The sequence below is a fragment of the Paenibacillus sp. FSL F4-0236 genome, from assembly GCF_038000135.1.
Lineage (GTDB): Bacteria > Bacillota > Bacilli > Paenibacillales > Paenibacillaceae > Paenibacillus_AQ.
In genome coordinates, this window is the sequence record NZ_JBBOBK010000001.1 from 2391066 (window position 1) to 2417205 (window position 26140).

Here is a 26140-nt window from a genome sequence, read left to right on the forward strand (position 1 = left end):
AGGAATTATAGTGTATCATTCATTGTATCTTATTCAAAAAGACTTCATTCTTTTGCGTAAATTTCTGATGTTGCTCATCCCTTTCTTTATTTTTATAGCTTACTCGAACTATCATAGCTTCAGTTTATTTACGGTAATGCCACCCATGCTGTTGTTGATTAGCTCCTGTTCTATGGATACTCAGCAGATGACGCAACGGTTTCTCGTTAATCTCCCTGTGCGGAGACAAGAGCTTGTCCGCGCTAAATACTTCTCAATCCTTCCGTATGCGCTTGTTGGGCTGGCAGCAACTGCTTTTACCTATCTCCTGATTATTATGACAGGTAAAGAGGTGACCCCTCATTTCTGGCAAGAGGTTGGTATTGCGATATCTATTTTCCCGCTCCTCGCTATGCTTTATTTACCGATTCATTACTGGCTAGGGGCTAAAGGAACGCAAGTGGTTAATCTCGTTTTTATGATGATTATAATGGTTGGTCCGAATGTGATTGGTAGCTTGCTTCAATGGTTTCCTGAATTAGAGAACTGGCAGAGCTTTGGTGTGAAGTCTAGCTTTATTCCTTATATCATACTAGGACTCGCTTACGTGTTTTTACTCAGCTGTTCTTATCTCATTTCTTTGCGGATTTTTGAGAAGAAGGATCTCTGATGTTAATAATTTGAGATTTAGATTGAATTCATATACCATTATCACTACAACGATAAATACTGTAGGGGAAGGGTATACATCCAATGCCTAAAATGATTTATAGTTTTCGTACAAAAATGATTATGCTACTGATGGCCAGTATGCTAGTATCCGGTGGGATAACCTTTTTAATCTATAAGGCGCTCCAGCGATATTATCACTCTGAGGTGAAGTTTGAGAATCCACTAACCAAAGTTCGCTATGTAATAAGAGATATTGGAGATGTAAATACATTTTTAATTATCTTTATACCACTAGCCATTCTATTTTTCTTCTTATTCACTAAGCCGTATGCAAAATACTTCAAAGAAATATCAAAGGGGATTCATCAACTAGCGTCAGGTGATTTCTCCGAACGAGTAGATATACCCTCCAAAGATGAATTTGGGATGATTGGTCATGATCTCAATCTAGCCATTGAGAATATGCAAGAAGCCATTGAGCGGGGAGACATTGCCGAGAGCAGTAAAGATCAACTCGTGTTGAATCTGGCGCATGATTTGCGTACACCCCTAACCTCGGTTATTGGTTATTTGGATTTTATTTTGAAAGATAATCAATTAACTCCTGAACAGACCAGGCATTACACGACGATTGCTTATACCAAATCTCAACGTTTAGAAAAATTAATCGATGAGCTGTTTGAAATTACAAGAATGAATTATGGCAAGCTTAAGCTTGAGAAATCCTCGATTGATCTCAGTGAGCTTCTCTTACAATTAAATGAAGAATTATATCCAGTCTTTGAGAAAAATGGTCTAATCTCCAGAATGGATATGACACATCATCTGATAATTTACGGTGACGGGGAATTGTTAGCACGTGTATTTGAGAACCTTCTTACGAATGCGGCCCGATACGGAAACGATGGTCAATTTATTGATATTCACGGTTACTTGGACGCTAACGAGGTAGTCGTTGAAGTAATCAACTATGGAAATTGTATTGAGCCGGAAGAGCTGCCACGAATTTTTGATATGTTTTACACGGGTGATCGTGCACGAACACATCCAACAGGAAGTACGGGACTTGGCTTGTTTATTACTAAAAATATAGTAGAGCAGCATAATGGAACCGTATCTGCGCAAAGCAGTGTGGTGCGGACAATCTTTGAAGTGAGACTCCCGAGAAACAGTACTTGAAGACCATTTCTATACGATAAAGTACCAACCTAAAGAGGATTCGTTGGTGGGTGATATCTAAAAATCGTCCACCTTTGAAATCCTCTTAAAAACATGATATAATTAGCATGCTAATTAATTTGTAAGGTGGTTCGGGGGAACAAGCTGTGATTGAAAATGAGATAAGAGAACTACTGGATAGAATTTCAGCGGAAATGCGTAGAGATTATGCAGCATTGCTTAGAGAATTTAATCTTCATGTGGGCCAAGAACAGTTATTATGCCGGTTATGGAGATCAGATGGAATGACACAGATCCAGTTAAGCGAAAGTCTGAATTGTGAGCCTCCAACTATTACGAATATGGTGAAATCACTTGAGAGTCATGGGTTTGTTGTTCGAAAAAGAGATCCTGAAGATGGCAGAGTAAGCCGAGTGTATCTAACTCCAGCCGGACGTAATCTTTGTGAACCTGTGGAACGTATATGGAATAAGCAATTGGATAAATTATTAACAGGAATTTTACCCGAAGAACGTTTATTATTAAGAAGGCTTATGAAACAGATGGTTGGTAATTTATTAGCAAGCTAATCAAAACTTAGAAAAGAGGAACATAGATGATTACCAGTTTGACTCGTATTAATGAACTAGCCAGGAAAGAACGTGAAGAAGGTCTGACAAAAAGTGAATGGGTGGAACAGATCGCTTTGCGTGAAGATTATCTACGTGAAATTCGTGGACAAGTTCGTAACAGTCTATCGGGAGTAACGATTGTAGATCCTGAGGGAAATGATGTTACGCCTGAAAAAATTCGTTTATCGCGTAAAGAAACTTTGAACTAATATTCAGCTAATGAAGTAAATTTACACCTTTAGAATATCGTTGAATGGTCTTATGGGCTAATCAGCGAATATCTAAAGGTGTTTTTTTATGATATCAAATGGACGAAAGTGGAATCATATTTATAAAAGTTATCTTAACGGAAGCTTAATTTGATTTTGTTAGCTGATGCTGAAAGTTAAGGTTCACTTAAACTTGTGTTTCATAGGATCTAAGACTGGATTGTTAGAATGAAATGGACAGAAGAGAAGATATAAATATGTGGGGAGCGGGAATTACATGATGAAAAAGACATTTTTCTTTTTACTGAAAGCAATAGGAGTTATAGTCATAGCCATAGCGCTTTTTCTAGCCATTGTTTTTACTGTTAATGTGATCTGCAACAAAATCGAGAAAGGAAAAATTGAACCCTATGGTCAGCTTGTACCTGTAGATGGAAAAAACATGAACGTCACGATTCATGGAAGTGGTGAAGAGACGGTAGTGTTATTACCAGGATATGGAACTGCAGCGCCGGGTATTGATTTTAAGCCGCTTGTAGACGAGTTATCTCCATTTTACAAAGTGGTTGTGATTGAGCCATTTGGCTATGGATTAAGTGATATCACCGAAAAAGAACGAAGTACTGAAAATATAGTGAGTGAGTTACATGAAAGTTTACAACAATTAAATATAGACCGTTATATTCTGATGGGACACTCCATATCCGGAATTTATGCTCTAGACTATGTAAACAAATACAGAAACGAAGTTAGTGCATTCGTAGGGATCGACAGCAGTGTTCCGGCACAAGGAGCCGGCGATGAACTTCCAACAGCAGCCTTAAAATCACTTAAACAATCAGGTTTCTACAGATTGCTGGTTAAACTCTCGCCTGATCAAATCATTGCACCCGATGTTGATGCTAAAACGAAAGAGCAAAATAGAATGCTTTCGCTTAAAAACATGATGAATCCAAATATCATCAACGAAGCAGATCATTTCTCAAGCAACTTCAAAGCCGCAGAAAACTTAAAGTTCCCTAAAGAACTTCCAGTGATGTTCTTCTTAGTAAAAGATAATTCGGATGTTGAGGGCTGGGCAGCTTTACACGAAGAACAGATCAAAGATTCATTACATGGGAAGATGATGATGTTTGAAGGCGATCATTATTTACACCATACCCGATCGAAAGAAATCGTGGAGAACTTCAGAAACTTCATGAGTGAGATAAAATAAGAGTGAATAAGAAAACGTCGAACGATTCATATAGTGAATCATTTGACGTTTTTTTAGCTTATATCATACTACTCATATAACAAGAGATAAACAGCGAGGTAAATCATGAGCAAAAGAAATAGAAAAAGAAACATTCTATTAACGATATTGGCAGCAATAGTTGGAATATGCACGGTATCGATTTTATTAAATAAGACCTACCGTACTACGTTTGAATCCGTGAATGTGCCTATGAAGAAAGGGATTTTTGCTCAAGAGATCAGTCTGCCTGAGTCGATGGGCTTACCTAAGGTATATCGTATCAGTCGTTTGTCACCGACAACCCTCTCAGCATGGTTTCCAACTAATTTTGGAACGCTAAATCTGAAAGGTATGGAAACAATGTATTTTAAGTATTATCCCAAAATGTTTAGCGATCCCGCGCTGTATTTTGATTTTTCTTCTTTTTTATTGCACGAAGGGTTTCATATCTTCAAACAAAAAGTCTGGACGTATGATGCGAATGGCGCTGAGTATATCGATAACTATCCTGTAAATGAAGAAAATTACGCATTGATGGGTATCGAGTTCAAACTGTTGGATCAAGCAATGGCTGAAAGCAATCCTGAACTCGTTCAACAGTATTTACATGATTGGACAGTCGTACGAAATTACAGATACTATAAATGGCCGCAATTAATTGGCGAGACGAAGACAGAGGCTATCGAAGGTTCAGCAAGGTATTTGGAATATCGTTATAGTAAGTTAACTGGCGGTAATTTAATGGTGCTGGCCACCAAGCAGGAGCCTTACCATGTGACATTTATGCAAGCGTATGATTTTATTGCTAACGGGCAAGCGGAGTCGCCTTCTTTCTTAGAAAGAAGTATCCGTTATGAAACTGGGGCTGCTTTGGAGCTAACGATGGATAAGGCAAACATACCATGGAAAGAAGCGATAGAAGATGTACCTGGGAAGAAACCAGGAATGACACCGTACGAGATTTTGAGTAACTATTTTAAAATGAATGATCTAACTATTATTGAAAGCCAGTTAGGTGAAATTAAAGAAGTATACGATTACGATGCCTTACGCAAACAGGGGGCGAAGATCGTTAAGCAGCTTAATATCGAATAGTAACTTTATATAGCCTTATCCAAACACGTCGAACGATTCATATAGTGAATCATTCGGCGTTTTCTTATGGATTAAAGTACGATTCACCTGCGTGATTCTAAAAAAAGATGATTGATCAACGCAATTGTGGGCACTCTATATCCTAATCTTTACTATAGGAAGGACTACAATAGCATGTGCGGAATAGCAGGAATCTTAAAATGTAATGGACAACCCCCGCAAGAGGAAACCTTAAAACAAATGACAGGTGCAATGAATCACCGAGGTCCTAATCATGAAGGCGTATGGCTCGATTCTCAAATTGGGCTCGGTTTTCGTAGGTTATCCGTTATAGATTTACGTGATGGAAATCAACCGATGACGAATGAAGATCGTTCCCTTTGGATTGTTTTTAATGGTGAAATCTATAATTATAAAACACTACGAGATCAGCTTAAGTTAAAGGGACATCACTTTCAAACGCAATCAGATACAGAAGTCATTGTGCATTTATATGAGGAATACGGTAAGGACTGTGTCCATCATTTACGAGGAATGTTTAGTTTTGCGATTTGGGATGTTAAGGAACAGACGCTTTTTGCTGCCAGAGATCATTTTGGCATCAAGCCTTTTTATTATTACAAAGATGAGAATAACCTTTTATTTGCTTCGGAAATTAAAAGCATTCTTGCAGTTCACGGAGTACCAAGAAAGCTTCAGTATCAAAGTTTATTTAGCTACTTAACTTTTCAGTATGTGCCGCAACCGGATACGATGTTTGAACATATTCATAAATTAGGACCTGCAGAGCGAGTATTTGTTAACGCTAAAGGTGAAATGAAGATCGAGAAATATTGGGAACCCCATTTTCATCCGATAAAACGATCTTTAGCGGACTATGCGGAAGAAATTAAGTGGAAATTGAAAGAGTCTGTAAACCTTCATTTACAAAGTGATGTGAATAGAGGGTGTTTTTTGTCCAGTGGAATTGACTCCACAGCTATAGCTGCAATGATGAAAGCAGAAGAATCAACAAAGACCTTTTCGATAGGATTTGAAGGGGTAAACAATGAAACCATCATTGCAAATCAAACGGCAGCTAAACTGGGAACGGATCATTATTTTCACATTTTATCTACAGAAGACTTTTTTGATAGTATCCCGAAAACAGTATGGCATCTAGATGAGCCTGTCGCGGATCCTTCCGCCATCGCTCTTTATCATCTCAATCAGCTTGCAAAAGATCATGTCACGGTTGTCCTATCGGGGGAAGGCGCTGATGAATTATTCGGAGGATACCGGATCTATAGAGAGCCAGATGCACTAAGACCCATTTCATGGATGCCCAATTTCATAAAGGATTCGTTACGAAAATCGTTGTCTATATATCCATATCATTTTTATGGAAAAAACTATTTACTTCGGGGGCTGACACCTTTAGAGGAACGCTTTTTCGGTAATGCTAATATCTTTAACAAAAGCGGAAAGATGAACTTGCTCCATGAGTCGGTGCACGCTCAAAATAGCTTTTTACATCCGACGGATATCGTTAAGCCTTTTTATGATAAGACAGTACACCTAGATCCTACGACAAGAATGCAGTTTATTGATATGAATTTTTGGTTGCCTGGCGATATTTTGTCAAAAGCAGATAAGCTGTCTATGGCACATTCATTGGAATTAAGAGTCCCGTTTCTAGATAAAGAGGTTTTCGAAACGGCTAGTAAAATTCCAGTCTCCAATCGAATTGGCAAAAATACAACAAAACTCGCTTTGCGTAAAGCTATGGAAGGAATTGTTCCTGATAATATTGTGAATCGCCCGAAATTAGGATTTCCCGTACCGATTCGTGATTGGCTTAAGACCCCGATTTCAGATATAATGTTTGAGCAAATACGCTATAGTGGTATTGAAGAAATATTCAATATGAATATCATCGAAGAAATGTTTATCCAGCATCGGAGTAATAAAGGTGATTATTCGCGTAGAATCTGGCTAATTTACATTTTTTCAGTGTGGTACACGCTTTTTATGAAAGAAGATCTGAAACAATTAAAGAGTGCCGTGCTGTAATGGGGGAGAGATCGTTTGAACATTGGGGAATATGCTTGGAATAAACATGAGCAGCAAATAAAATCAACTAACGAATTTACTTACAGTAGTCCTAAGATAAAGATTGTAGACAATATTGAATTAAGAAATCAACTTGAAGAGACACTTGAAAAATTACCGCAGAAGTTCCTGGCCAAATGGGCTTTGAGCGTTGCTGTTGAACACCTGGATCATCTGGATCAACATCTTATAAATGACCCGCGCATTGATTTAGGGATAGAAACGCTAGAAAAACGTATAGCTGGTGGTATCAGAGCCTTTGACTTAAGAAAAGTTGGATTCATAGTCAATGAATTAGCGAAAGAGTCCACAACCGAAGCAAGTAAGTATGCTGCTCGTTCTTTTGCACAAGCCATTGCAACTGGACATATGAGAGGACATGCTATGGTAAGCAGTGACTATGCTGTTAAAATGGTAAACATATCCAATAATTCCTCAGTGGCCGAGTCTGCCACTAAAGAACGGGAAAGACAATTAAGGATAGCTAAAGAAATGTTTTAAAATTGAAGCTATAAGACTGAACGGTATGAAGATACTGATATAAGTTAATTAATGGTAATAATTAGCTTTTTTATTTAAGAGGTACGTAAAGAACAATCAACAATAAACATATAAATATAACTACACAAAGTTTAATCCGAGATTCTGATACACTTTAAAGTTTAATACTCGTTAGAGACAAATCAATATCTAAAAAGAGATTCAATTGTTCATGAAAGGGAAGCTATTATGAACAATTTTGAATATTGTATAGCTATCAATTATGGACAGCTAATTGGCATTAGTATGGTTTAAATTGGCTTGCTCCATTAATTTATATACTACTTCCTCACAAAACCCGTATTTTGTACATATGTCTATGAGTTGGAATAAGCCCTGTTTACATCTAGGATGTTGTACAAATGTCGGTGGACAAAAACATAGTCCCTTGTAGGACAAGAACTTAGTCCCTTTGCCGACAAAGCCCCTATTCTGGCCATAAAAAAACAACTCAACTGGAGCAGTTTTCAATAATCATGCTTCTTTATATAAGAACTTACGTAATTAATCAGTTCATAATTTTTTGGATAATCAATGGATATCACTGCTGGTACATAGGATTTCATTTTTGAAATAGCTTTCTTTTTTCTTAAGATATGATTGGGGCATTGATATTCAGTGATTCTTGTGTTGATTGTATTCTCATAATACATCTTAAAGTTTATACTTTCAGCGCTCTTACCTTTAACCTCTTGGTATTTAAAAGCCATTTTGAAGTTAGCTTTTGTTCTGATGTGAGAATTTATAAGAACTTTATCTTTAAGACATAATCTACATTCTTGAAGCATTCGTGCCCCAGCTCCCTGCCGGCATGCCTTAATGGTCTATATATTTGGCACAGGCCCCTCAAAAAAAATAACAGAACCCTTAACTTAAAGCACTTTAAGGGTTCTGTTTATTATTTTATTTATTTGACATATTTAATTGCATACTTGTCAAGAAGCATTTTGGATTTGTTCAATTGCTTAATTCCTTCTGCCCCCTTCTTTTCACCTGCATTGAATTTGGACCAATTTATTTTGGTCGTCTTCAAGCTGTCCCGCATTATAGTGAACCCTTCCAACTGGAGTTTTGCTCCTGCCAGATAGTAGGTATGTATTTCTTTCAACTCTACATTATTAGCTTTGAGGTTTTTCAACCCGGATACAAATTTAGTATAATTGGGCAATACAGTATTGTTTAAAGTAAGAAAGAGTGTTTTTCTTGTTGAATCGTTCAGGAGTCTATTTTGATTTAACGTAGTTATGGCTTTCTTTTCATAGCTTCCTAATGGCTGCAACTGCTCAATGTAATCTTCAAGATCCTGTAACATAATTTCTTCGTGTGTAGGTTCCTTTATAACTACCGGCTTAGTTGGTTCAGGAATGACTGTATAATCATCCACCACTTGAACAGTGAATACATAAGGTTCAAACTTTTCTCCAATATTGACAGTTAAGGTAGCATTCCCTTTATTTATTGCATGAAGTTCAGAAACCCATTGCGTTTTTCGTACGACCTTGACAACATTCTCATCTGAAGAGATTGGAGTGAAGTCATGTTCCGTAACGTCTGCATCGGTCCAGTCAGTGATGGCTATTTCGTATGATTTCCACTCCCCAACTTTTATCTCAGCAGGTTTGGTCACTTTGACAATGTCGGTGATGTTCTGTGCAGCCGCATAAATACTGCCAACCCCGAATACAACCGATACTATAATTGCTAGCATTAGCGAATAAATCCAACTCTTTCGTTTCATATAGCCTTCTCCCCGCTTAATTATTAATAGTAAAGCATCTACCAATTTTGCTAAGACATTTCATGAATAGGTCGCAGGTAGCAAAAGCAGCATATTACTTTCCTCTTATATTATATAACTTAGCAGGAATAATTGTCCTATGTTTTTTGGGTTTTGCTTCCCGTTTCGGAGCACCCTCTTTAACTGATTCGTTCCATAAATGGAAAAGGGGCAATCATCTTAGTCCGGTTTCCGGCATTGTCATACTCATAAAAGGATTGGTTTTACGTCCGGGTCTATTCTGATCTACTCACACAAATAGCCGTCCGCCAGCAGATTCCTGGCGGACGGCTATTCAGCTTGTTATTTAATGCAATTATATACAATCTGTGCTGCCTCTTCCCGGGTGCGGCAGCCCTTGGGCTCAGCTCCTTACCAAGCCCGTGAGTATTCCCGCTTCTACAAACTGCTTCATTGCTGTCCGGGCATATCAGGCTACCGCACTGACATCTTTGAAGCTGTCGTAGCTCTGACCGTTGCTGCCATCCGGCAGCCGGTTCAACTGCTTCATGATATTATACAGAAAGTCAGCCCGCTTCACCTGGGCCTCAGGTGCAAACACATAGCTGCTTACCCCCTTTACCACCTCTCTCGCCGCCAAGTAGTCAACGGCACCGGAATACCAGTTGCCCGGTGCAACATCATTGAATTTGATTTCGTTATACCCTAAAACATAATTTGAAAAATGGGAGGTCTGGAAGTTAACCTTTTCGGCTGCTGCATCGTAGCCCCCGTTAACCAACTGAAGGTTTCCTGTCTGATCGCTATAATACACCACAATGGCTTTTGACTTTTCATTTGCTTTTGGCGTATAAGGTACACTGATCTTAACTATTTCACCGTTGAATGCTGTAATTTCAGCATTTCCGGCTGTTACAGAGAAGTTTACAACCGGTCTGTCTCCAAGCTTGCTCCGGGCTTTGTCCGGCAAGCTTAATGAAGCAAGGATTGTGCTATCCTCTGCTGCATTTCCAATAGCAGCTACTGCGTTGGACGTAAAGGTAATAGCAGCAATGCCTGTATTCAGCTTCAGCTCTGCCCTGGCGGCTTCGGCTTGCTTGACCTTGAGGACCAGATCACTGATTACAGTGGAATCCAACTTGACGATGGCAGCTCCTGCTTCCTTGCCTGCCGTTGCTTGGATCTTCACACTATAAGTAGTGGTGCCGTCAGCAGCAGTGCCAGAGGTCACGGCTGCCGGAGTGAGTGACGCTTCTTTGTCTGTGTAAGCATTGATCTGGAAATGTCGAATCGGTTCGACCTCGTCTGAGACAGCCAAGGTGTTTTTGGACACCTAGCCCCCTGCCATACGAGTAAAGAGTATTCAATTAATCTTCACTAAGGAGAAAGTGTGCGGCTACCTCCGCGAGGTCGGCAGCTCCAGCACTTGGCTGAACAACGCTTCCTTGTTTCCGAACGCGAGTATAGGCGAGCAATCGACTCCTGTGGCCTGCGTCAAGTCGGTGTAAGACATACATTAGATAATCATCAAATCGGCAATAGTAACATGTTGTTGTCCAATTTCGGAAATGGGACAAGAACTTGGTTCCTTTGCCGAATACCCCCTTCTAATGCAAAAAAAACAACCGGTTAATCACGGTTGTTTACAGTCGTTAAATAGTGTTCTTACAGCAATTTGGTTGGAGTTTAGTCATGTTTTTTTACAAAGGAATCTACATAATCCTTTAAGGCCTTGTTTCTTAGTGCATACAGAAGCAACAGAATAAAGGAGAAACTCTCAGAAGAGTGGTTGTTTTGCAGCATTGTATTCGGATCCCTAATTCGGTCTCTGTGAGGATGTGCACGGTCTTGGTGTTTACATAAATCTTATAAAAATAACGAAAGGTGCCCCAAACAACCATATAATGGCTTTCGGGACACCGCAAGAGAAATAATCAATCTTTTGTTTTAGATATTCATCTAAGTACGATTGGTGAAATGCATCTGTAGGAAGTAATCCTAGAACTTTATATTTCCAGATCGTTCGTTGTTTAGAAGGATTGAAAACAACCTCATCATAATTATAATCGATATTAAACTTACCTGAAGAATCCAAATACATCGTCAGATTTGTCCAAGCTTGATCAAGTGTGCCTCTAGAACCCTCATTTAATTCAACGAAATATTCTTGTAACTCCCTACATAACCGATCATATATAAGTTCATCTACTCCATAAACTTTAGGGATACTATGACTATAAATTAGCTCCTTTTTTGTAGTTGATTCGAAGTAAAAATAGATAATTCTTGAACCAGGTAATATTTCTGCGTAAAGATAAATCTTACTCCACTCATCAGGGATTATTCCTATTAGCTTATTTCCGATAAGTTGATATAGTTCTTCCGTTTTTTTCACTGACATGTTAACCTCCAACTTGATTTAATATAGTTACTATTTTTATGATCCTTGATCCATTGTAACCAATAAGAAAACTCACATGCTAAATGCAATTGATGCGATTCTATAAGTCTAGTAGGACAAAGCGCTGGGAACTCAACAACAAGACTTACTTCTATCCCAGTATTGGTATCTTTGAATTGATGACGAACCCCACCTATAATAGTACCGTCTTTCATACGGGCAACACCTGCTGATTGGTATTGATAAGAGTTATCTCTAGGTGTTTTTAATCCTGTTTCGTCATCAAAGACAATGAAGAATTGAACAGGAAACGGGGAATTACCAGTAGTTTCAATGACCTCCAGTTCGTTTTCTCCAAAAGGTCTTAATACATAATGATCAGGACAAGCTGAAAGATTTACTTTATCATTCTCGCGTGATTGCTCTAGCATTAAACTATCAATTCCCTTTATAGCTTCTTCTGCCGAAATGCCCTCTAAATAGATACCTGTTTTTGAAAATTTCCGTCTATCTCCAGATAAAGCAGCACAGACACGCATAATCATTCCACTCAATCTAAGTTTAGATTTCAATTTATCGTACATTTCGTTATAGGAATATCTCATCTTTAGTTCAGCTAACTTTTTTATCATGGCGTCTGTATCATTTATTTCAGGCTCATTATGTCCTAATGTATTTAAAACCTTTTTTATACGTTCTCTTTTCCATTTTGTAAGTTGTTCCTGTGAAATATCGTTTCCGTTAATATAAATTTTCATATGAATTCTCCTGTATTCTTATGTTTTGGATCGTATCGTAGTGTGGTTAATATTAGATTAACGATCTCTTTCTTAATATCAAGATTTAAATCTATCTCCGAATGGGCAATACTACTAAGGCCATATAAAATATATCCAGAAGTTAACGATGCGTTGGCAGTGTGGAAAATCCCTATTTTCATCCCATCTTCAATTACCTGTTGAAATAGCGGGTGTATTTGCTTGTATAATTTCTTCTCGAGTTGGAAGTGTTGTTCTGTCTGATAAGAACTCACATGTTTATATGGTGCTAGTTTTTCAATAAATGTCCAAAATATCTCTAGAGAATCTTTCATTTTTTGCATAACGGTCAATTCATTTGAATTAAGTGCATGTTGAATTTTTTCTACATTTTTCACAATGAAATTATTCAAAATCTCATTAACAAACTCTTCTTTAGATTTAAAGTAGTAATAAAATAAGCCGGTTGCAACACCCGCATGATTAACGACATCCTTTATGCTGAATCCTCCCATACCATTTTTCATATAAAGTTCAAAGCCAATATCCATTAATTCTTGGCGTCTTAGATCAGGTTCTTTTGATATTCTCTTCATTGTCCATCTCCCAATGTAATTTTTATCGCGACTGAATATGATTCAATCATAACTGACTGAATGTAGTTCAGTCAATAAAAACTGTTGCCAATCCATGCCGGGATTAGTAGCTCTGCCCATCGCATATCTCGTATCTAATCCCCCGATCAGAAACTTACTCCTCGTACAACCGTTCAAATCTGTGGACTGTCAAAGAACTACTTACCTTGTGAACTAGAAATCCGGCTATAAAGTCTCTCTAGATACTTTGTAAGTATCAGTAAGTACAATCACCGCTACAATGCAGGTGACTTTATGTCAAAATCCCAAAATGTAGGCACTTTGGTGTCCTTGGACATCGGAAGACAAGAACATATTCCCTTATAGGACAAGAACTTTGTCCCTTTGCCGATTCCCCCACTTTTTCCGGCATATAAAATCCACCCATATAAATGAGTTGATCAATAACCATGTTTTCTTACAAAATTAACGAGATTGGTTCCTGACTTCGGTCATTCCGCCCACCTACGTGTCCGAAGCAACCAGATCTGCGACGCACAGCATCTTGCCACGCCGCCGGTACCAATTTACGCAGTTCCCGGTAGTTGTTGATTTCCCCGTTAAAAATAAGTGATACTTCGCCCGACTCATTGTGCATCGGCTGCGAACCTTGAATTCATATGATTTACTTAGGAAGGGTATCATTTCAAGTCATCCATGAATAGGCTGTTGTAATAAATTGAATAATGGAGGTATCCCGGATGACCTTTGGGAACGAATATCCAAACAGCCAGGCTGATCCATCCGTATCCCCTTACTTTACCCGTTACAATCCTTTCCCTTACTCTCATTACTACCATCTCTTCCGTTCAGAAAGCAGTCTGGCAGATATAACCTCAGATAGCGAAAACACCAAAAAAGAACTTATAAATGGTTATATGAACGAAAATTTATGCAGCGGGCAGGGGATTAAGCTAAATACCGGGATAGAAGTAGGCGGTAAACACGGCATTGGTTTAAATGCTGGCGGGAATTTAGCCTTAGGTAGCATGGGTATGTATGCGGGCGGCCATATGGGCACTCCTTCATATGGAATCCATGCGCAAGGCAATACTCATCTGGACAGCAGCCAGGGTCTAGGGCTCAATGCGGAAGCCCAGGCCTTCGGCAATTACGGGATTGCGGCTCAGGCAAAAAGCCAAATAGGTGGCGGTCAAGAGGCAGGTTTTCATACGGGGGCGCAGGTCGGAGGAGAGTACGGTATGAGTGCTGATGCCGAAGGACACTTGGGGTTCAGTCAAGGCGCGGGACTCCAAACCCATTTGCAGCTTGGCGGCGAAAATGGTCTCGGAGCCCAGGCCAAGGCACAACTCGGCGGCGGCCAAGGAGCAGGCTTAGGTGTTGCCGGACAGGTAGGCAAATATAATGGAAAGTTAGGACTTAAAATCGGCGGTAAGGACAAAGAAACCAAGGAGTAAAAGTTGCCACAACATTAAGTATTTAATCTTTCATTAGACATCCATTTAATGAAATAGGTAATTATTTTCAAGCTCATTTTATGAATACCAAATCGGTAATAGGACCATGTTCCTGTCCATTAACGGCTAAAGGATCAAGTTCTTGTCTGGAGTAAAGGACAAGAACTTGATCCCTTAAAATACAAAAACCGCGCGGGGCTCGGGTTCTAATGGGACTATGTTCTTATCCCCTGACAAATATATACAGATGTAATCTCACTAACCTTTCTTCCGGAATCCTCCGTATGTTCTTCAATCAAGACTTTCATCAGAAACTCGTACCAGACTTTAAGTGAGCATGATCATCTACAGTCATTTTGTTACCCTCCAAATTTTTGTTTTATTAACTTGCTTCGAGTAAGACTATTGAGTTAAAATCCTCAAGTTGCAATGCTTCTTTATCTATTCTTGGAGGAAATGAGTACATAATGTAAGATGCCACCTAGTCAAATTAAATCATAGTATCTCTGTGTTCCCTGACCATATTAAATGATCTATTTGTAAAAACTTTCCCCTACTTATGATACGGTTCACCCGTAACGGGGCTAGCGGCGAAAAAAGTAAAAGGAGCTGCCGCGGCATGCTCCTTCGCTTAACGATCTTAATGCTTCGATCATCTTCTCAAGGTTTTGTGACGTGGTATGCAAATCTCTTTGATACTCCTTTCCTGCAACAAATGCCGCTCCCGTTTTAAAACGGATTGTGACATATTAAGAATACTATGAAGCGGGTTCTTAAATTCATGAGAAGTATTTGCTAGGAATTGATCTTTAATTAAGATGCTTCGCCGGGTCTACATAAAGAAGCAAACGATAAGAGCCATAGCCGTATGGAGATGGCTTGTCAGCATGCAAAACTTCACTCCATCCTCCCGGTACCTGAATGTGCCTTGGCGCATTATCGCCTAACAATTGTTGCTGACTACCATCTATCAACCATTGCGAGGGATAAAACTCCCATTCCCCATCAAGTAAGTGTATGCTGCCATCTTCTGCATTCCAATTGCGTAAATCGAATTGCCCATTATGAATTGACGCCTGTTTAGGATATTGAAACGTTTCCATCCATAAGATGCGAAAACCGGTTAAAACAACTAATATGAAAACTAGCAATAATATTATATAGCTCTTTTTCATTTGATATTTGGATGAGTGAGTTTCCACGAAATATTTCTCCCCTAGTCATTTTCTTCTAAGTCATTTAAATAAGTACTCTCCATAATTCACCACAATTAATACAGGAGAAACGGACGATAAAGACATCTTGATGTCTATTATATAGAAATACACAAAGTTTGATATGTAACCGCTTCACTTATTAAAGTATAACAACCTCCCCTTACTTTTTGCCAACCATACATCGACATATATTTCAAGACCAATTCATTCTCCATAGCTAATGCTTTATTCGAATCAACTAATTCAGAATCTTTGCTTTTTGCTAATTCAAATTTGCGCTTCTCACAAAATATATTTTCACGTTCGATATATACTACCATTGTGAACCTATAATAAATCCAGTCATGTCACTTGATATTCACGAAGAAGCCTCACCTGTTTTATATGATAAGGAATTTACTAAGATAATCATTCACTTATATCAATTGCTCCAAGATAAAAAACCCATATCGACCCTAGTTCTAGGGTGATATGGGCGCCTGCCTTGAGATGTTATTTTTTAATTGCAGCTTTCAGAATTTCGATCTTCTCTTGTCGTGATAGATCCGATGAGGTTGAAATGCTATATCCAAATTTACCGCCATCTTGCCAAAAAACGTATTTCGGGAAAACAATTGCCGGTAAATCATCGTCAAAAAATCCATTATTCTTAGTTCCATCGGCGTCCACAATATACTTCGTAATCGCAAGCGTATCTTTCCCGTTCGTGTATTCCAGGCGAATATCGTCGGCTTCTTTCCAGTCCATTTTTTTCGTGAAGACCGGTTTGCCGCTCTTCTTCCCTTCAGCTCTCAAATCATCGATGAACTTGCCTCCCAAGGGTCCTCCGATTCTCGCTTTGGAGAAAGTGTAGCCTTCTGGCAGGTTGGAAGGCTCTTGCAAGACAGCGCCTTTTAAGGTTGCTGCTTTCTGAAGATATTCATCAAAGGAAGCATATTCCTTCGTCAGCCCCCAATAGCTAAGATTAAGTCCGCTGTTTAACGCGTTATATTTATGATAGATGACATACGTGTCTCCCGTCTCTTTAACCAATTCCTTCACGCGATTGATTTCATCGTCGATATATTTTTTATCCTCTGCAGGAAGTGCCTTAGCTGCATCCGCCGCTAGTTTATTCATTTTATCCATTTCTTGCTTATACAACGCACGGTCTACCTTAGACCCATTGAATTCCTCAGGATAGGTGATATCTAATTGACGATCCCCAGCTTCTGATTGTACTGAAACAGCTATCGTTGCGTTCCCATCATCTTTTTCCTTGGCATTGACCAGCGTCACGCTGCCAAGCGCGAGAATGATTGTCATCCCTAAGATAGAAAGGCGATATGATTTTTTATTGAATTGTTTGATCATGATAAGTCTCCTTTTCATTTGTTTATGTGTCGCAGATAGGCCGGCAAGTCCCGGCAGGCGATGATCTCCCGAGAAATGTTCCAACACTTGGATGATCGTCTGCCCATACGCATTATTTTGCTGTGGTCTCATTCGATCCAGCACGAAGGCATCACAGGCCATCTCTTGATCTTGTCGCGCTCTGTTCACTGCAAGCCATACAAGTGGGTTGAACCAATGGAGAATCAGAACCAAGTGCATGATCCAATTCACGGCTACATCCCTGCGACGGACATGAGCGAATTCATGCGCCAAGATATACTGAAGCTGTCCTTCATGCAGCGACGTCAGTAGACTTGGAGAGATGACGACTGTCGGCTTACAAAACCCAACGACGGCCGGACCGGGAATACGCTCGCTGGAAACAAATTCAACTTTGCGCTTCACGCCGAGCTGCTGCCGTGTATCATGGAACAAGGCCAATAACAAAGGCGTTTCTATACGGCTACCAGCGCGCAGGGCATGTTGCAATCGCAGCTGATCGTATATGGTTTTCGCGACGAGAAGCAGTACACCCGTAAGCCAGATCAGTACCAAGACTGGAACAACGCCCATGGCTGTAATTTCATTCCACCAGAAATGGTTCTCCGGCTTGCTTCCCGATGTATCCGTGGGTGCGGTTAATTCCGTTATCCTAACGACAATTCCATATTTCTCCGCCACTGAACCCTTTACTTGTTCTCCTGTCTCGCTTGCACTTATCGATGGATCTTGCATTTGCTGGTGAATGCCAGGCATGAAGGATTCCAGAGAAAATACATTATAAAGGCTAAGAGAAGACTCTGGTGCCCAAGGAAGCAGCAAGCGGATCGCCACTGGTATCCAGAGCAAATATTTCCATCTGGCTTCCAGTTTGTTTTGGAATAAGAATTGCAGAATCAAGATCAGCATGACCAGAATGCCTGCCATGAACGATCCCTGGATCACCCAGCCGAAGAATGACACAACAGTTTCGTATAAGCTTGGACTCATTTAGATTCTCTCTTTTCTAGTTCCCCAATTCTGCCGCTATTGTCAAATAACCTCTTCAAATCCTCAATTTCCTGCGTATTCAGCTTCTCATCTTGGAGGAAATTAGCCAACATCGGCATAATGGAACCACCATACATCTTCTCCATGAAGGAAGTAGTCTCGGAACGCTGATATTCTTGCTCGCTGAACCGAGGATAAAATAATTGCATACGCCGCGAACTCTGCTCCAGCTTCACGCCCGCCGCTTCCTTCTGTACCAGTCGACTAAGAAGCGTTCGGGTCGTATTCGGGCTCCATCCCATTCGATCCGTCATTTGTTGAACAACTTCACTAGAGTAGCAATCTGGATTTAGCCACAATACCCGCAAAATTTCGAGCTCTGCATCCGTTATGGATGGTATTCGGTTCATATATACAACCTCCAAATCAAACTTGCGCAGAATGCATAGGATGGGCGAACTGCTGCGCATGCTCAAGGCAACCTATCACTTCTTGACCGCTGCTTTTAGAATTTCAATCTTCTGTTCTCGGGTGATATCGGATGAAGTTGAAAGGCTGTATCCAAATTTGCCGCCATCTTGCCAATAAATGTATTTTGGGAAAATGTTAGCCGGAAGGTTATCGTCAAAATAACCTTTCTTCTTCCCTTCCTTCGCATCCACCACAAACTTCGTAATCGCAAGCGTATCTTCCCCGTTCGTGTATTCCAGGCGAATATCGTCGGCTTCTTTCCAGTCCATTTTTTTCGTGAAGACCGGTTTGCCGCTCTTCTTCCCTTCGGCTCTTAAATCATCGATGAACTTGCCTCCCAAGGGTCCTCCGATTCTCGCTTTGGAGAAAGTGTAACCTTTTGGCAGGTTGGAGGGCTTTTGCAAGACAACGCCTTTTAAGGTTGATGCTTTCTGGAGATATTCATCAAAGGAAATGTATTCCTTCGTCAGCCCCCAGTAGTTAAGATCAAGTCCGCTGTTGAGTGCCTTGTACTTATAATACATGACATAGGTATCTCCAGTCTTGGCGGTCAAATCCTTCACTCTCTTAATTTCTGCGTCAACCACCTTTTTTTCCGCTGCCGTTGGAGCTTGGACGGCTGCTTTTTTAGCCGTCGACTTCTGGGCTGACTTGGAAGAAGCCGCGTCTACCTCAAGGTTCATCGATGAACCCAATAGTAGAACACTGCTGAGGGTTGCGATGGCTAATTTTGATGCTGCTTTCATGTGAAAAACTCCTTTCTGTGATCCTGTTTTAAAACTACACGTGTAGTTATAATTCAATACTACAGTTGTAGTTATATTTTGTCAACACTATTTTATCGGACCCTTTTCGAGTATCCATGAAATAAAAAAAACTCCTCCGGAGAGCAGTTTGATCAAACGATCGATTCGTTATTGCTGTTTTTTTCCACCCCAAGGTTCGGGTTCCGGCGTATCTGGCGTTGGAAGCAGTCCTAGATCATGGAAGATTAAATCGGCGATGTCGGTCTTTACATAAATTGGTTTTTAATTAGGAGTTGTTGCATCGTCTCAATTGTATGCTGGGTAATTTTGTGGAATTATACTAATAAAAAAACCGCGATTTACGCGGCGGTTCGACGTTAGGCTGAATGGTTCTACCTTTAATCAATTTTCTTATCGATCATCGTTGTTGCGATTCTCGTCAAACAAAGCTTTCAAGTCATCAATTTCTTTCTCGTTCAGCTTCTTATCCTGCAAAAAATTAGCGAGCATGGGTTTCAAGGCGCCGCCATACAGTTTCTTCATGAACGATTTAGTCTCCGACTTCAAATATTCTTGTTCGCTGATGAGTGGATAGAACAAAAAGTTCCGTTTGGATCCCTCTTCCTGTGTTGTTCCCGCCGCTTCTTTCTGCACTAAACGGTTCAGGAGCGTCCTTGTCGTATTCGGGCTCCACCCCACTTGTTCCGCCAATTGCTTGACGACCTGGCTGGAAGGACAATTCGGACTGGCCCACAATACGCGCATCACCTCGAGCTCCGCATCCGTGATGGGTGGTATTTTTGTCATGCCTAAACCCTCCAAAATCAAGTTATGACTACATCTGTAGTCACACTTAAATAGTACAATTGTGGTCTGATCTTGTCAACCTGCATTGTGTTTCATTCTAAAATAAAGTTTTGCCGAGCTATTATCAATTGATAAACCAGTCAAATGCAGGTTAATGGTTATATTCTCATCTTGTCCTCGCTTGTCCATGAAAACATAGCCTCCTCTTCTCCATTCTCTTGCTCAACATATTCCTCTATGTTTAGTGTCAATTAAAAGTCACAGAATTTTCTCCAATTTTAAAGCTCGTAAAAATAAAAAAGAACACCGGTTAACTTTGAGCAAGCCCAAATTAACCGGTGTTCTTGAAGTTATCCAAGTTCGCTACGTTTTGGCTGCCATGGAACTCCCTCGGGACTAAGACTGCCCTGTGATTTATTATTCTGCAAATAGTTTCGCATACGGATTTTCGATCTTTTGTTCGCTTCTGCTCTTACCTGTGTTATTCAGAACATAATATTGATAGAAATGGTTTGAAAAATTCAATGATTCCAATGCTTTAGCCATAAATGGATCTTCCGTCTGATCACTCAATTGGTCCCCTGTCCAAAAATAATGCACCATGAGACGATTCTGGTTATACGGATGTTTGATAATGTAGGCTCCGGATTGATTAGACTTATTCATGATTTCCTGCCATTTAAAACCGACTGTATCAGCACGCTTGATGATGCCGGACTTCAAGGCTTGTACAAACCCATTCGCATCCGGTTTGCCGATGACAATGATATTACTGTCCCCTAGCTCCTTCTTAAGCTTGTTTTTTAATACTTGACGTTCCGTTATATACGTTGGCTTTATTCCTGCTATTTGGAAGAAGCCTTGAAACTGGTTGAGCAATTGATCCTGTTGTTTTGTTGCTTTGTCCGATGTCAAACGGTCGCTCAAGATTATCGTTAGCGGCTCGCCCTGCAACGTTTTATCGATAATTCGGCTCATCGTTTCAGACGGAACCTCTGGAAACTGCACAAACACCGAATGGTATATTGATTTAAATTGCTCGTACATATAAGCGGCTTCCTCGTCCGCTGTTAGACGATATTCAGACTTCAAAGAATAATTGGGCTGGCGCAAATCCGCTTCCCAATCATCTCTGATCTTTTTGCCCGCTTTGTTCTCAACAACCTGAAGCAGTCCTTCAATCGTCGCATTTTTGTATACATACCGGTCAAAATATGTCTGCATCAACTCATCAAACTTCTCTTCGCCAAGCGTACGATACAACTCATAGATGGCTTGACGGCCTTTTTTATAAAAAATGGCGTCGGGAGAATCGCCAACCTTATCATTGGTCGCATCAAGCGGACTATCTAACGATACTTCATCGAATTGAATCACCTTGAATCCATTTAACGGATTTCCTTGTTTCTCATAGAAATAAACCATAGAGAAATCGGCAAATCCTTCATCTAGAAATGATTCCTTCTCGGAATTATTTCCAATTAATGCGTGGAACCATTGATGCGCAATTTCATGGACAAATGCTGAATGGTTTGAAATATCTGGCTGACCCTCGATCATGCCCATCTGAATCATTCGCGAAAATTCAACAGCGATCCCTTCAACGTACGATTCAACAATTCTGAACTCCGGATAAGGATATTTACCATATTTTTCGCTGAAGAAGTTAATGACTTTAAACGCTTGATCAATATATTGATCGATAATCTGTTTTTTGTCTTTCTGATTATCAAAGTAATAGTATTGTATGGTCAGACCATCTCGTGTAACACTTTCTACTTTAAAATCCGGACTCGTGAAGAAGACAAATTCTCTCGTATTATTCGCAGTGGCCGTTACCATCTTGCGGCCTGCTTCGGCATCCTGTACGGTCAGTGTTCCAGGCATGGAGATCTGGTAATCGGCGGGTACATTCATGGTTACCTGATAATCCGCAGAATCATAATAATCGGATTCAAATGTAGTGCTGTAAGGAGTTTTGTCCCACGTATGATCTGCAGGGTTATAGACCGAAAGCACAGGGAACCAATGAGCGCCATTGATGATATTCTTGTAATGGGACAACCGCTGTGAGCCATAAGGAATTTTTACGTCGAATTCAAGTTCCAGTGTGATAGATTGCCCGGGCTGCAATGCTTGTCCCAATGCAACCTTAAGTGCCTGATTCGTATTATCGAACTTCAAGGGTTGACCTAACGACTTCACATTGTTAATGTCAATGCCGCCCAGGAAATCTTCAGGTTTCTTATCCGGATTTTCCTTTGCCATTCGTTCATTCGAATTTTCGAACATACCCGACTGTGTTTCCTTTGAACGGTTTGCATCTGCAAAGGTGTGAAATACAATATTGTCCAGTGTATCCTTCGTGTTGTTTCGATAGGTCACAGTTTCTGTACCGTGAATTGTCATCTTCTTCTCATCAAGCCTTGCGTCTACTTGATAGCGCGCAAGCTGATGAACAGCCGCATCCGCTTCTAGCAACGAATCGTTCTGAATCGTTGGTTTCGCCGCCATCGCTATCCCCGTCCCGAAAACAGGGCCTGTACTTAATGCGACAACAAGACTGCCGGCAATCATGCACTTCGGTAGTTTAGTATTCCAATGTTTAAGTTTATTCATGTTGCTCCTCCTAATGATATGTTCCTAATCATGATCGTAGATTCTCGAGTATGTACAAAGACTAGTATAAAGCTCTTACTTTACACGAGTTTTAAAGGAACCTTACATTAACCTTAAAAAGGAATCACTTATAGTTTTTTAAAACAGATACTCTGCACAAGTGTATTCCACTAACACGACTATTGAGAGAATAGAAAACGGCCCATGGATGAGTGGGTAACACGATAAAACAGCGTTCCAAGGAGGTCCGCTCCCGCTCTTGGCTTGACAATACATCTAGCCCAACAGGCTGCCGTTATAGTAGCGCCTGTTGGGCTTCAAAAAAGGGTCTTATGTAGCTCTTGAACTAAAAGCTTTAATTTTTATCATAATCAACATGAAAGCAAGCAAAGCGAATATGATTCCACTCCATATGAGCGGATGTATCCCCCATTGAGAGATAAACCAATCACCAATGGAAGCTCCCAACGTAATGTTTTTACCTCACTGACACGGAACTCTATAAACAAAATGGTGATCGATTTGAGCTGCTATATTTAAAGGAACGGGAAAAGGTACGCAATGACAATTTGGAATAATTCAGCTTCCATATATACCAGGATTTGAACTCGGAGAAAGCCGCCTCATCTTGCTCGGTTAACCAGTGAAAGTCTCCTTTCAGGTTTTCTTGCAGCAAGACGTTCTCATCGGCTTCTGAAAAATAAAAAAGATAATCTCCGCCATGCAGAGTGACTCCCGCTTCATTCAATTTTCGGCGAATGATCTTCACAGACAGGTCTTGTCGTTGATAAAGGCTTACCTTATCGGCCATCGCATGCATCAGGACCGCCATAACCAGACTGTCTTTATCCAGGTTCGTGTTGATGGCAACAGTAGCGACTTCATCGGTATAGAGGATGTCTCCGTTCAAAAATTGCGTCCGCCAAAAGTCAGTTATCGTTTGTGAGAATAAAGACATACTTCTTCCCCCCCTCGCTAACTTCATTTTACTACTATGGCCATTGTACCTTCTTTGCTAAAAAAGCCTCCTGTTGGACCGTCCAAGGGAGCGTAGCTAAAACGATAACAATGGACGGCATCTTCCCTCAACGTTCATTGAATAATAAGTTGTCACATGTTACTTTTCAAGCCTCTTACACCACTCAGCACCATTTTCTCATGATCAGCTCAATCGGACCTCTTTTCATCCACTTTCTCCACAGACTCGAAAAGATAATGGAGATAATGAAATAAACGGTTCCGTATGCCATTGCAAAAGAAAGACTTCCGTTTTCCAAATAACCCACTGTCATAAGAAAACCAATTCCGATCACTACGTGCCCGATATAATGGGTTAACGATAACTGTCCTGTATGGATCATCGCCTGTGTCAGAAGGGAATTTTCAAATTTATCGACCACATAAAGACAGATCGCAATGATGGCGACAGCTGAACAAATGCCAGAGAAAACATAGAGCATTGTGGGCGGCATCGGTTTTGTTCCAAAAAGATAAGTTGCTGCTTCTTTACTCAGTACTGGGGAGGTCCATTTAACCAAGAAGAAAGAAATCGATTCAAAAACAACCGTTCCTGACAACGAATATACTAGTAATTTCGAACGGTTTTCCTTATTCAGCCAACGCTTCCTGCCAATCCACATGCCGATGAGGAAGAAGCTCAGCCAAGGAAAAATGGGATGAAATCCGTTAAATAACAGATTGCGAGTAAACCCTTCTATCGTCCAAAAGCCCATGTATTCCTTAAAACTCGAGTCCCATCCCTTGCTGTAATCGAATACGACTAAAAACAACTGCGATGCTATCAGGATTATCGAAAACAAAACTAGTATTATATTATCGGATACTGTGATCAAGACTGCAGCTACAAGCATAAATACCGCATAATAATGCAAAATATCGGCACTCCAGCCTATTAGCAATAAAAGCACGCCAGATATAAACAGAAAAGCAGCTCTCTTGTACAAGCTGTTCCGGATTTGAGGAATGAGTTCCCAGCTCATTGAGTTACGGGCTTTCGAGGTCATTAATGCCACCCCAATACCAGCCAACACGACAAACAAGGCGGATGCTCTCCCCTCAAAAAGGCCCGCTATCGCTTGCAACCATGCAGGTCCGCCACTCTCTGCCTGCATCGCTAGCTTATAGTTCACCATTACCATGCCGAAGATCGCCAATGCTCTTGCAAAATCAAAGGCAGTTATCCGCTCTTTCGCTTGACTCATGCCGCATCCTCTCCCTTAATACATTTCGCTTTATGACATGACATCGCTCAATAGATAGCAGCAGCTTTTCCCATAGTGAACCGAGTGAGTATCCTAATCCGATAAAACTAATACACCAAAATAAGGCACCTCTATAAGCATAGACTTCAATGGTTCAGAACGAAGAACCCAAAATGCCTGTGAAGTATCCGGTTAGCGTCACTCCTAAGGAATGCGGCTTGGAATACCTAAACAATAAACCCTAGGTCTGACCTAAGGTCAATTGTTTTGTTCAAAATTTAAAGAAGTATGTTCTATTTTCCTGCATTTTCTGTATTGAACAACAGGCATGCAGGACGCCTCAAGATCACAAGCACGATGCAGCGGAGTTGTGGTGCATAGCCAAATTAATGACGATTGAACTGAAGTTAAGGGATGGGGCAATTATTTTGGAAACAGACTTAGATTTGTCTAAATGGAAGCGTTTTGAAGCAGAGATCATCCTATTAAGCGTAGATGTTATTTAAAATATAGTTTAAGTTATCGTGATAGATTATCAGATGAAGATAAATCTCTTATTCATTCTGACCAAGGCTGGCACTATCAGATGAAACAGTATCGTCATGCTCTCGAAGAACGCGGCATCAAGCAAAGTATGTCCCGTAAAGGTAACTGCTACGACAATGCCGTCATCGAGAACTTCTTTGGTATCATTAAATCTGAATTTCTATATTTAAAGGAATTCGAAAGTATCGCACATTTTAAACAAGAGCTATTAAATTACATCGATTATTACAACAACAAGCGAATTAAAGCAAAACTAAAAGGCCTGAGTTCAGTACCGAACTCAGGCCCAACAAGTTGCCTAATTATATAACCTGTTTAACTTTAAGGGAAGTGTTTAGTGCTTGAACAGTCTGATTCAATCAGAAAAGCCATGATTATTTTAAATATTTCCCTGTGAAAGAATGTTTCGCTTAAATGAATTGTATGGGTTTCGCCTCAAATATAATTTGGCCACCCCTAATGCCGCCATCAGGCCCCATGTCGATAATCCAATCCGCCTGACTGATGACGTCAAGGTTATGCTCGATAACGATAACTGTATTGCCCTTGTCCACAAGCCGGTTCATAATCTGCAACAGCCCCAGT

The 26140-nt window shown here is 40.3% G+C and carries 26 protein-coding genes and 2 pseudogenes; 10 read left to right on the forward strand and 18 right to left on the reverse strand.

Annotated elements, in window-relative coordinates:
• Nucleotides 1-10 precede the first annotated feature (10 nt).
• From NSQ29_RS11035 to NSQ29_RS11070, 8 genes are all read left to right on the forward strand, one after another.
• On the forward strand, nucleotides 11-649 hold the full coding sequence (locus tag NSQ29_RS11035; protein ID WP_339264906.1) for an ABC-2 transporter permease: 639 nt from the start codon (nucleotides 11-13) through the stop codon (nucleotides 647-649).
• An 83-nt stretch (nucleotides 650-732) separates the two neighbouring features.
• Nucleotides 733-1830, forward strand: a complete 1098-nt coding sequence (locus NSQ29_RS11040; protein WP_341125039.1) for a HAMP domain-containing sensor histidine kinase — start codon at nucleotides 733-735, stop codon at nucleotides 1828-1830.
• Between the two features lie 146 nt (nucleotides 1831-1976).
• Nucleotides 1977-2399, forward strand: a complete 423-nt coding sequence (locus NSQ29_RS11045; RefSeq protein ID WP_341125040.1) for a MarR family winged helix-turn-helix transcriptional regulator — start codon at nucleotides 1977-1979, stop codon at nucleotides 2397-2399.
• A gap of 26 nt (nucleotides 2400-2425) precedes the next feature.
• A complete protein-coding gene (locus tag NSQ29_RS11050; protein WP_042188496.1) occupies nucleotides 2426-2650 on the forward strand; it encodes a DUF896 domain-containing protein in 225 nt (74 codons plus the stop codon).
• Nucleotides 2651-2927: 277 nt separating this feature from the next.
• Complete coding sequence (locus NSQ29_RS11055) at nucleotides 2928-3866, forward strand: alpha/beta fold hydrolase (protein WP_341060915.1); 939 nt, start codon at nucleotides 2928-2930, stop codon at nucleotides 3864-3866.
• Between the two features lie 105 nt (nucleotides 3867-3971).
• A complete protein-coding gene (locus tag NSQ29_RS11060) occupies nucleotides 3972-4982 on the forward strand; it encodes a hypothetical protein (RefSeq protein ID WP_341125041.1) in 1011 nt (336 codons plus the stop codon).
• A gap of 174 nt (nucleotides 4983-5156) precedes the next feature.
• On the forward strand, nucleotides 5157-7034 hold the full coding sequence (gene asnB, locus NSQ29_RS11065; RefSeq protein ID WP_339795944.1) for an asparagine synthase (glutamine-hydrolyzing): 1878 nt from the start codon (nucleotides 5157-5159) through the stop codon (nucleotides 7032-7034).
• Between the two features lie 15 nt (nucleotides 7035-7049).
• On the forward strand, nucleotides 7050-7574 hold the full coding sequence (locus tag NSQ29_RS11070; protein WP_076283647.1) for a putative immunity protein: 525 nt from the start codon (nucleotides 7050-7052) through the stop codon (nucleotides 7572-7574).
• 946 nt (nucleotides 7575-8520) lie between these two features.
• Here the strand turns inward: NSQ29_RS11070 and NSQ29_RS11075 are convergent.
• The 6 genes from NSQ29_RS11075 to NSQ29_RS11100 all read right to left on the reverse strand — a co-directional run bounded on the left by NSQ29_RS11075 (nucleotide 8521) and on the right by NSQ29_RS11100 (nucleotide 13761).
• The gene (locus NSQ29_RS11075) at nucleotides 8521-9351 is read right to left on the reverse strand and encodes a hypothetical protein (protein ID WP_341125042.1); all 831 of its coding nucleotides are present in this window, start codon (nucleotides 9349-9351) and stop codon (nucleotides 8521-8523) included.
• Nucleotides 9352-9820: 469 nt separating this feature from the next.
• Entirely contained in the window at nucleotides 9821-10684 is an 864-nt protein-coding gene (locus NSQ29_RS11080; protein WP_341125043.1) for an S-layer homology domain-containing protein, read from the reverse strand.
• Nucleotides 10685-11206: 522 nt separating this feature from the next.
• The gene (locus NSQ29_RS11085) at nucleotides 11207-11752 is read right to left on the reverse strand and encodes an immunity protein YezG family protein (protein WP_341125044.1); all 546 of its coding nucleotides are present in this window, start codon (nucleotides 11750-11752) and stop codon (nucleotides 11207-11209) included.
• Nucleotides 11743-12510 (reverse strand): hypothetical protein, encoded by a 768-nt coding sequence (locus NSQ29_RS11090; protein WP_341125045.1) that lies wholly within the window; start codon nucleotides 12508-12510, stop codon nucleotides 11743-11745. The genes NSQ29_RS11085 and NSQ29_RS11090 overlap by 10 nt, the downstream gene beginning before the upstream one ends.
• Entirely contained in the window at nucleotides 12507-13106 is a 600-nt protein-coding gene (locus NSQ29_RS11095) for a TetR/AcrR family transcriptional regulator (RefSeq protein ID WP_339241250.1), read from the reverse strand. The genes NSQ29_RS11090 and NSQ29_RS11095 overlap by 4 nt, the downstream gene beginning before the upstream one ends.
• Nucleotides 13107-13563: 457 nt before the next feature.
• Entirely contained in the window at nucleotides 13564-13761 is a 198-nt protein-coding gene (locus NSQ29_RS11100; RefSeq protein ID WP_339248594.1) for a hypothetical protein, read from the reverse strand.
• Between the two features lie 85 nt (nucleotides 13762-13846).
• Between NSQ29_RS11100 and NSQ29_RS11105 the strand changes: the two genes are divergently transcribed.
• Entirely contained in the window at nucleotides 13847-14563 is a 717-nt protein-coding gene (locus tag NSQ29_RS11105) for a hypothetical protein (RefSeq protein ID WP_339241247.1), read from the forward strand.
• Nucleotides 14564-15215: 652 nt separating this feature from the next.
• Here NSQ29_RS11105 and NSQ29_RS31520 read toward each other — a convergent pair.
• The 11 genes and pseudogenes from NSQ29_RS31520 to NSQ29_RS11155 form a co-directional block, all read right to left on the reverse strand.
• Entirely contained in the window at nucleotides 15216-15383 is a 168-nt protein-coding gene (locus tag NSQ29_RS31520) for a histidine kinase dimerization/phospho-acceptor domain-containing protein (protein ID WP_445739189.1), read from the reverse strand.
• On the reverse strand, nucleotides 15373-15765 hold the full coding sequence (locus NSQ29_RS11110) for a hypothetical protein (protein WP_341125046.1): 393 nt from the start codon (nucleotides 15763-15765) through the stop codon (nucleotides 15373-15375). The genes NSQ29_RS31520 and NSQ29_RS11110 overlap by 11 nt, the downstream gene beginning before the upstream one ends.
• A 110-nt stretch (nucleotides 15766-15875) precedes the next feature.
• Complete coding sequence (locus NSQ29_RS11115) at nucleotides 15876-16100, reverse strand: hypothetical protein (RefSeq protein WP_341125047.1); 225 nt, start codon at nucleotides 16098-16100, stop codon at nucleotides 15876-15878.
• Nucleotides 16101-16272: 172 nt separating this feature from the next.
• Complete coding sequence (locus NSQ29_RS11120; RefSeq protein ID WP_341125048.1) at nucleotides 16273-18144, reverse strand: M56 family metallopeptidase; 1872 nt, start codon at nucleotides 18142-18144, stop codon at nucleotides 16273-16275.
• The gene (locus NSQ29_RS11125; protein ID WP_076301167.1) at nucleotides 18141-18554 is read right to left on the reverse strand and encodes a BlaI/MecI/CopY family transcriptional regulator; all 414 of its coding nucleotides are present in this window, start codon (nucleotides 18552-18554) and stop codon (nucleotides 18141-18143) included. Before NSQ29_RS11125 ends, NSQ29_RS11120 begins: the two co-directional genes overlap by 4 nt.
• Nucleotides 18555-18629: 75 nt before the next feature.
• Nucleotides 18630-19361 carry a hypothetical protein gene (locus tag NSQ29_RS11130; protein WP_341125049.1) on the reverse strand — a complete coding sequence of 244 codons (732 nt, stop codon included), beginning with the start codon at nucleotides 19359-19361 and terminating at the stop codon, nucleotides 18630-18632.
• Nucleotides 19362-19772: 411 nt separating this feature from the next.
• Nucleotides 19773-20168 (reverse strand): BlaI/MecI/CopY family transcriptional regulator, encoded by a 396-nt coding sequence (locus NSQ29_RS11135; protein ID WP_042188476.1) that lies wholly within the window; start codon nucleotides 20166-20168, stop codon nucleotides 19773-19775.
• A 417-nt stretch (nucleotides 20169-20585) separates the two neighbouring features.
• Nucleotides 20586-22787 carry a M1 family metallopeptidase gene (locus NSQ29_RS11140; RefSeq protein WP_341125050.1) on the reverse strand — a complete coding sequence of 734 codons (2202 nt, stop codon included), beginning with the start codon at nucleotides 22785-22787 and terminating at the stop codon, nucleotides 20586-20588.
• A 330-nt stretch (nucleotides 22788-23117) separates the two neighbouring features.
• Nucleotides 23118-23261, reverse strand: a pseudogene (locus tag NSQ29_RS11145) (MFS transporter); the annotation flags it as partial.
• Between the two features lie 25 nt (nucleotides 23262-23286).
• A complete protein-coding gene (locus tag NSQ29_RS11150; protein WP_341125051.1) occupies nucleotides 23287-23745 on the reverse strand; it encodes a hypothetical protein in 459 nt (152 codons plus the stop codon).
• A gap of 184 nt (nucleotides 23746-23929) precedes the next feature.
• Nucleotides 23930-25009 (reverse strand): DUF418 domain-containing protein, encoded by a 1080-nt coding sequence (locus NSQ29_RS11155; protein ID WP_341125052.1) that lies wholly within the window; start codon nucleotides 25007-25009, stop codon nucleotides 23930-23932.
• A 532-nt stretch (nucleotides 25010-25541) separates the two neighbouring features.
• Between NSQ29_RS11155 and NSQ29_RS11160 the strand changes: the two are divergent.
• Nucleotides 25542-25865, forward strand: a pseudogene (locus NSQ29_RS11160) (IS3 family transposase); the annotation flags it as partial.
• 100 nt (nucleotides 25866-25965) lie between these two features.
• Here NSQ29_RS11160 and NSQ29_RS11165 read toward each other — a convergent pair.
• Nucleotides 25966-26121 carry a hypothetical protein gene (locus tag NSQ29_RS11165; RefSeq protein WP_341125053.1) on the reverse strand — a complete coding sequence of 52 codons (156 nt, stop codon included), beginning with the start codon at nucleotides 26119-26121 and terminating at the stop codon, nucleotides 25966-25968.
• Between the last annotated feature and the right edge of the window lie 19 nt (nucleotides 26122-26140).

Bases quoted from the DNA above. Each gene is read 5' to 3' on its own strand.
- NSQ29_RS11085 (WP_341125044.1), bottom strand. From the start codon at position 11,752: ATGTCAGTGAAAAAAACGGAAGAACTATATCAACTTATCGGAAATAAG.
- NSQ29_RS11060 (WP_341125041.1), top strand. From the start codon at position 3,972: ATGAGCAAAAGAAATAGAAAAAGAAACATTCTATTAACGATATTGGCA.
- NSQ29_RS11130 (WP_341125049.1), bottom strand. From the start codon at position 19,361: ATGAAAGCAGCATCAAAATTAGCCATCGCAACCCTCAGCAGTGTTCTA.
- NSQ29_RS11150 (WP_341125051.1), bottom strand. From the start codon at position 23,745: ATGTCTTTATTCTCACAAACGATAACTGACTTTTGGCGGACGCAATTT.
- NSQ29_RS11125 (WP_076301167.1), bottom strand. From the start codon at position 18,554: ATGAACCGAATACCATCCATAACGGATGCAGAGCTCGAAATTTTGCGG.
- NSQ29_RS11075 (WP_341125042.1), bottom strand. From the start codon at position 9,351: ATGAAACGAAAGAGTTGGATTTATTCGCTAATGCTAGCAATTATAGTA.
- NSQ29_RS11090 (WP_341125045.1), bottom strand. From the start codon at position 12,510: ATGAAAATTTATATTAACGGAAACGATATTTCACAGGAACAACTTACA.
- NSQ29_RS11040 (WP_341125039.1), top strand. From the start codon at position 733: ATGCCTAAAATGATTTATAGTTTTCGTACAAAAATGATTATGCTACTG.
- NSQ29_RS11115 (WP_341125047.1), bottom strand. From the start codon at position 16,100: ATGGTAGTATATATCGAACGTGAAAATATATTTTGTGAGAAGCGCAAA.
- NSQ29_RS11105 (WP_339241247.1), top strand. From the start codon at position 13,847: ATGACCTTTGGGAACGAATATCCAAACAGCCAGGCTGATCCATCCGTA.
- NSQ29_RS11050 (WP_042188496.1), top strand. From the start codon at position 2,426: ATGATTACCAGTTTGACTCGTATTAATGAACTAGCCAGGAAAGAACGT.
- asnB (WP_339795944.1), top strand. From the start codon at position 5,157: ATGTGCGGAATAGCAGGAATCTTAAAATGTAATGGACAACCCCCGCAA.
- NSQ29_RS11165 (WP_341125053.1), bottom strand. From the start codon at position 26,121: ATGAACCGGCTTGTGGACAAGGGCAATACAGTTATCGTTATCGAGCAT.
- NSQ29_RS11135 (WP_042188476.1), bottom strand. From the start codon at position 20,168: ATGACAAAAATACCACCCATCACGGATGCGGAGCTCGAGGTGATGCGC.
- NSQ29_RS11095 (WP_339241250.1), bottom strand. From the start codon at position 13,106: ATGAAGAGAATATCAAAAGAACCTGATCTAAGACGCCAAGAATTAATG.
- NSQ29_RS11140 (WP_341125050.1), bottom strand. From the start codon at position 22,787: ATGAATAAACTTAAACATTGGAATACTAAACTACCGAAGTGCATGATT.
- NSQ29_RS11155 (WP_341125052.1), bottom strand. From the start codon at position 25,009: ATGAGTCAAGCGAAAGAGCGGATAACTGCCTTTGATTTTGCAAGAGCA.
- NSQ29_RS11120 (WP_341125048.1), bottom strand. From the start codon at position 18,144: ATGAGTCCAAGCTTATACGAAACTGTTGTGTCATTCTTCGGCTGGGTG.
- NSQ29_RS11055 (WP_341060915.1), top strand. From the start codon at position 2,928: ATGATGAAAAAGACATTTTTCTTTTTACTGAAAGCAATAGGAGTTATA.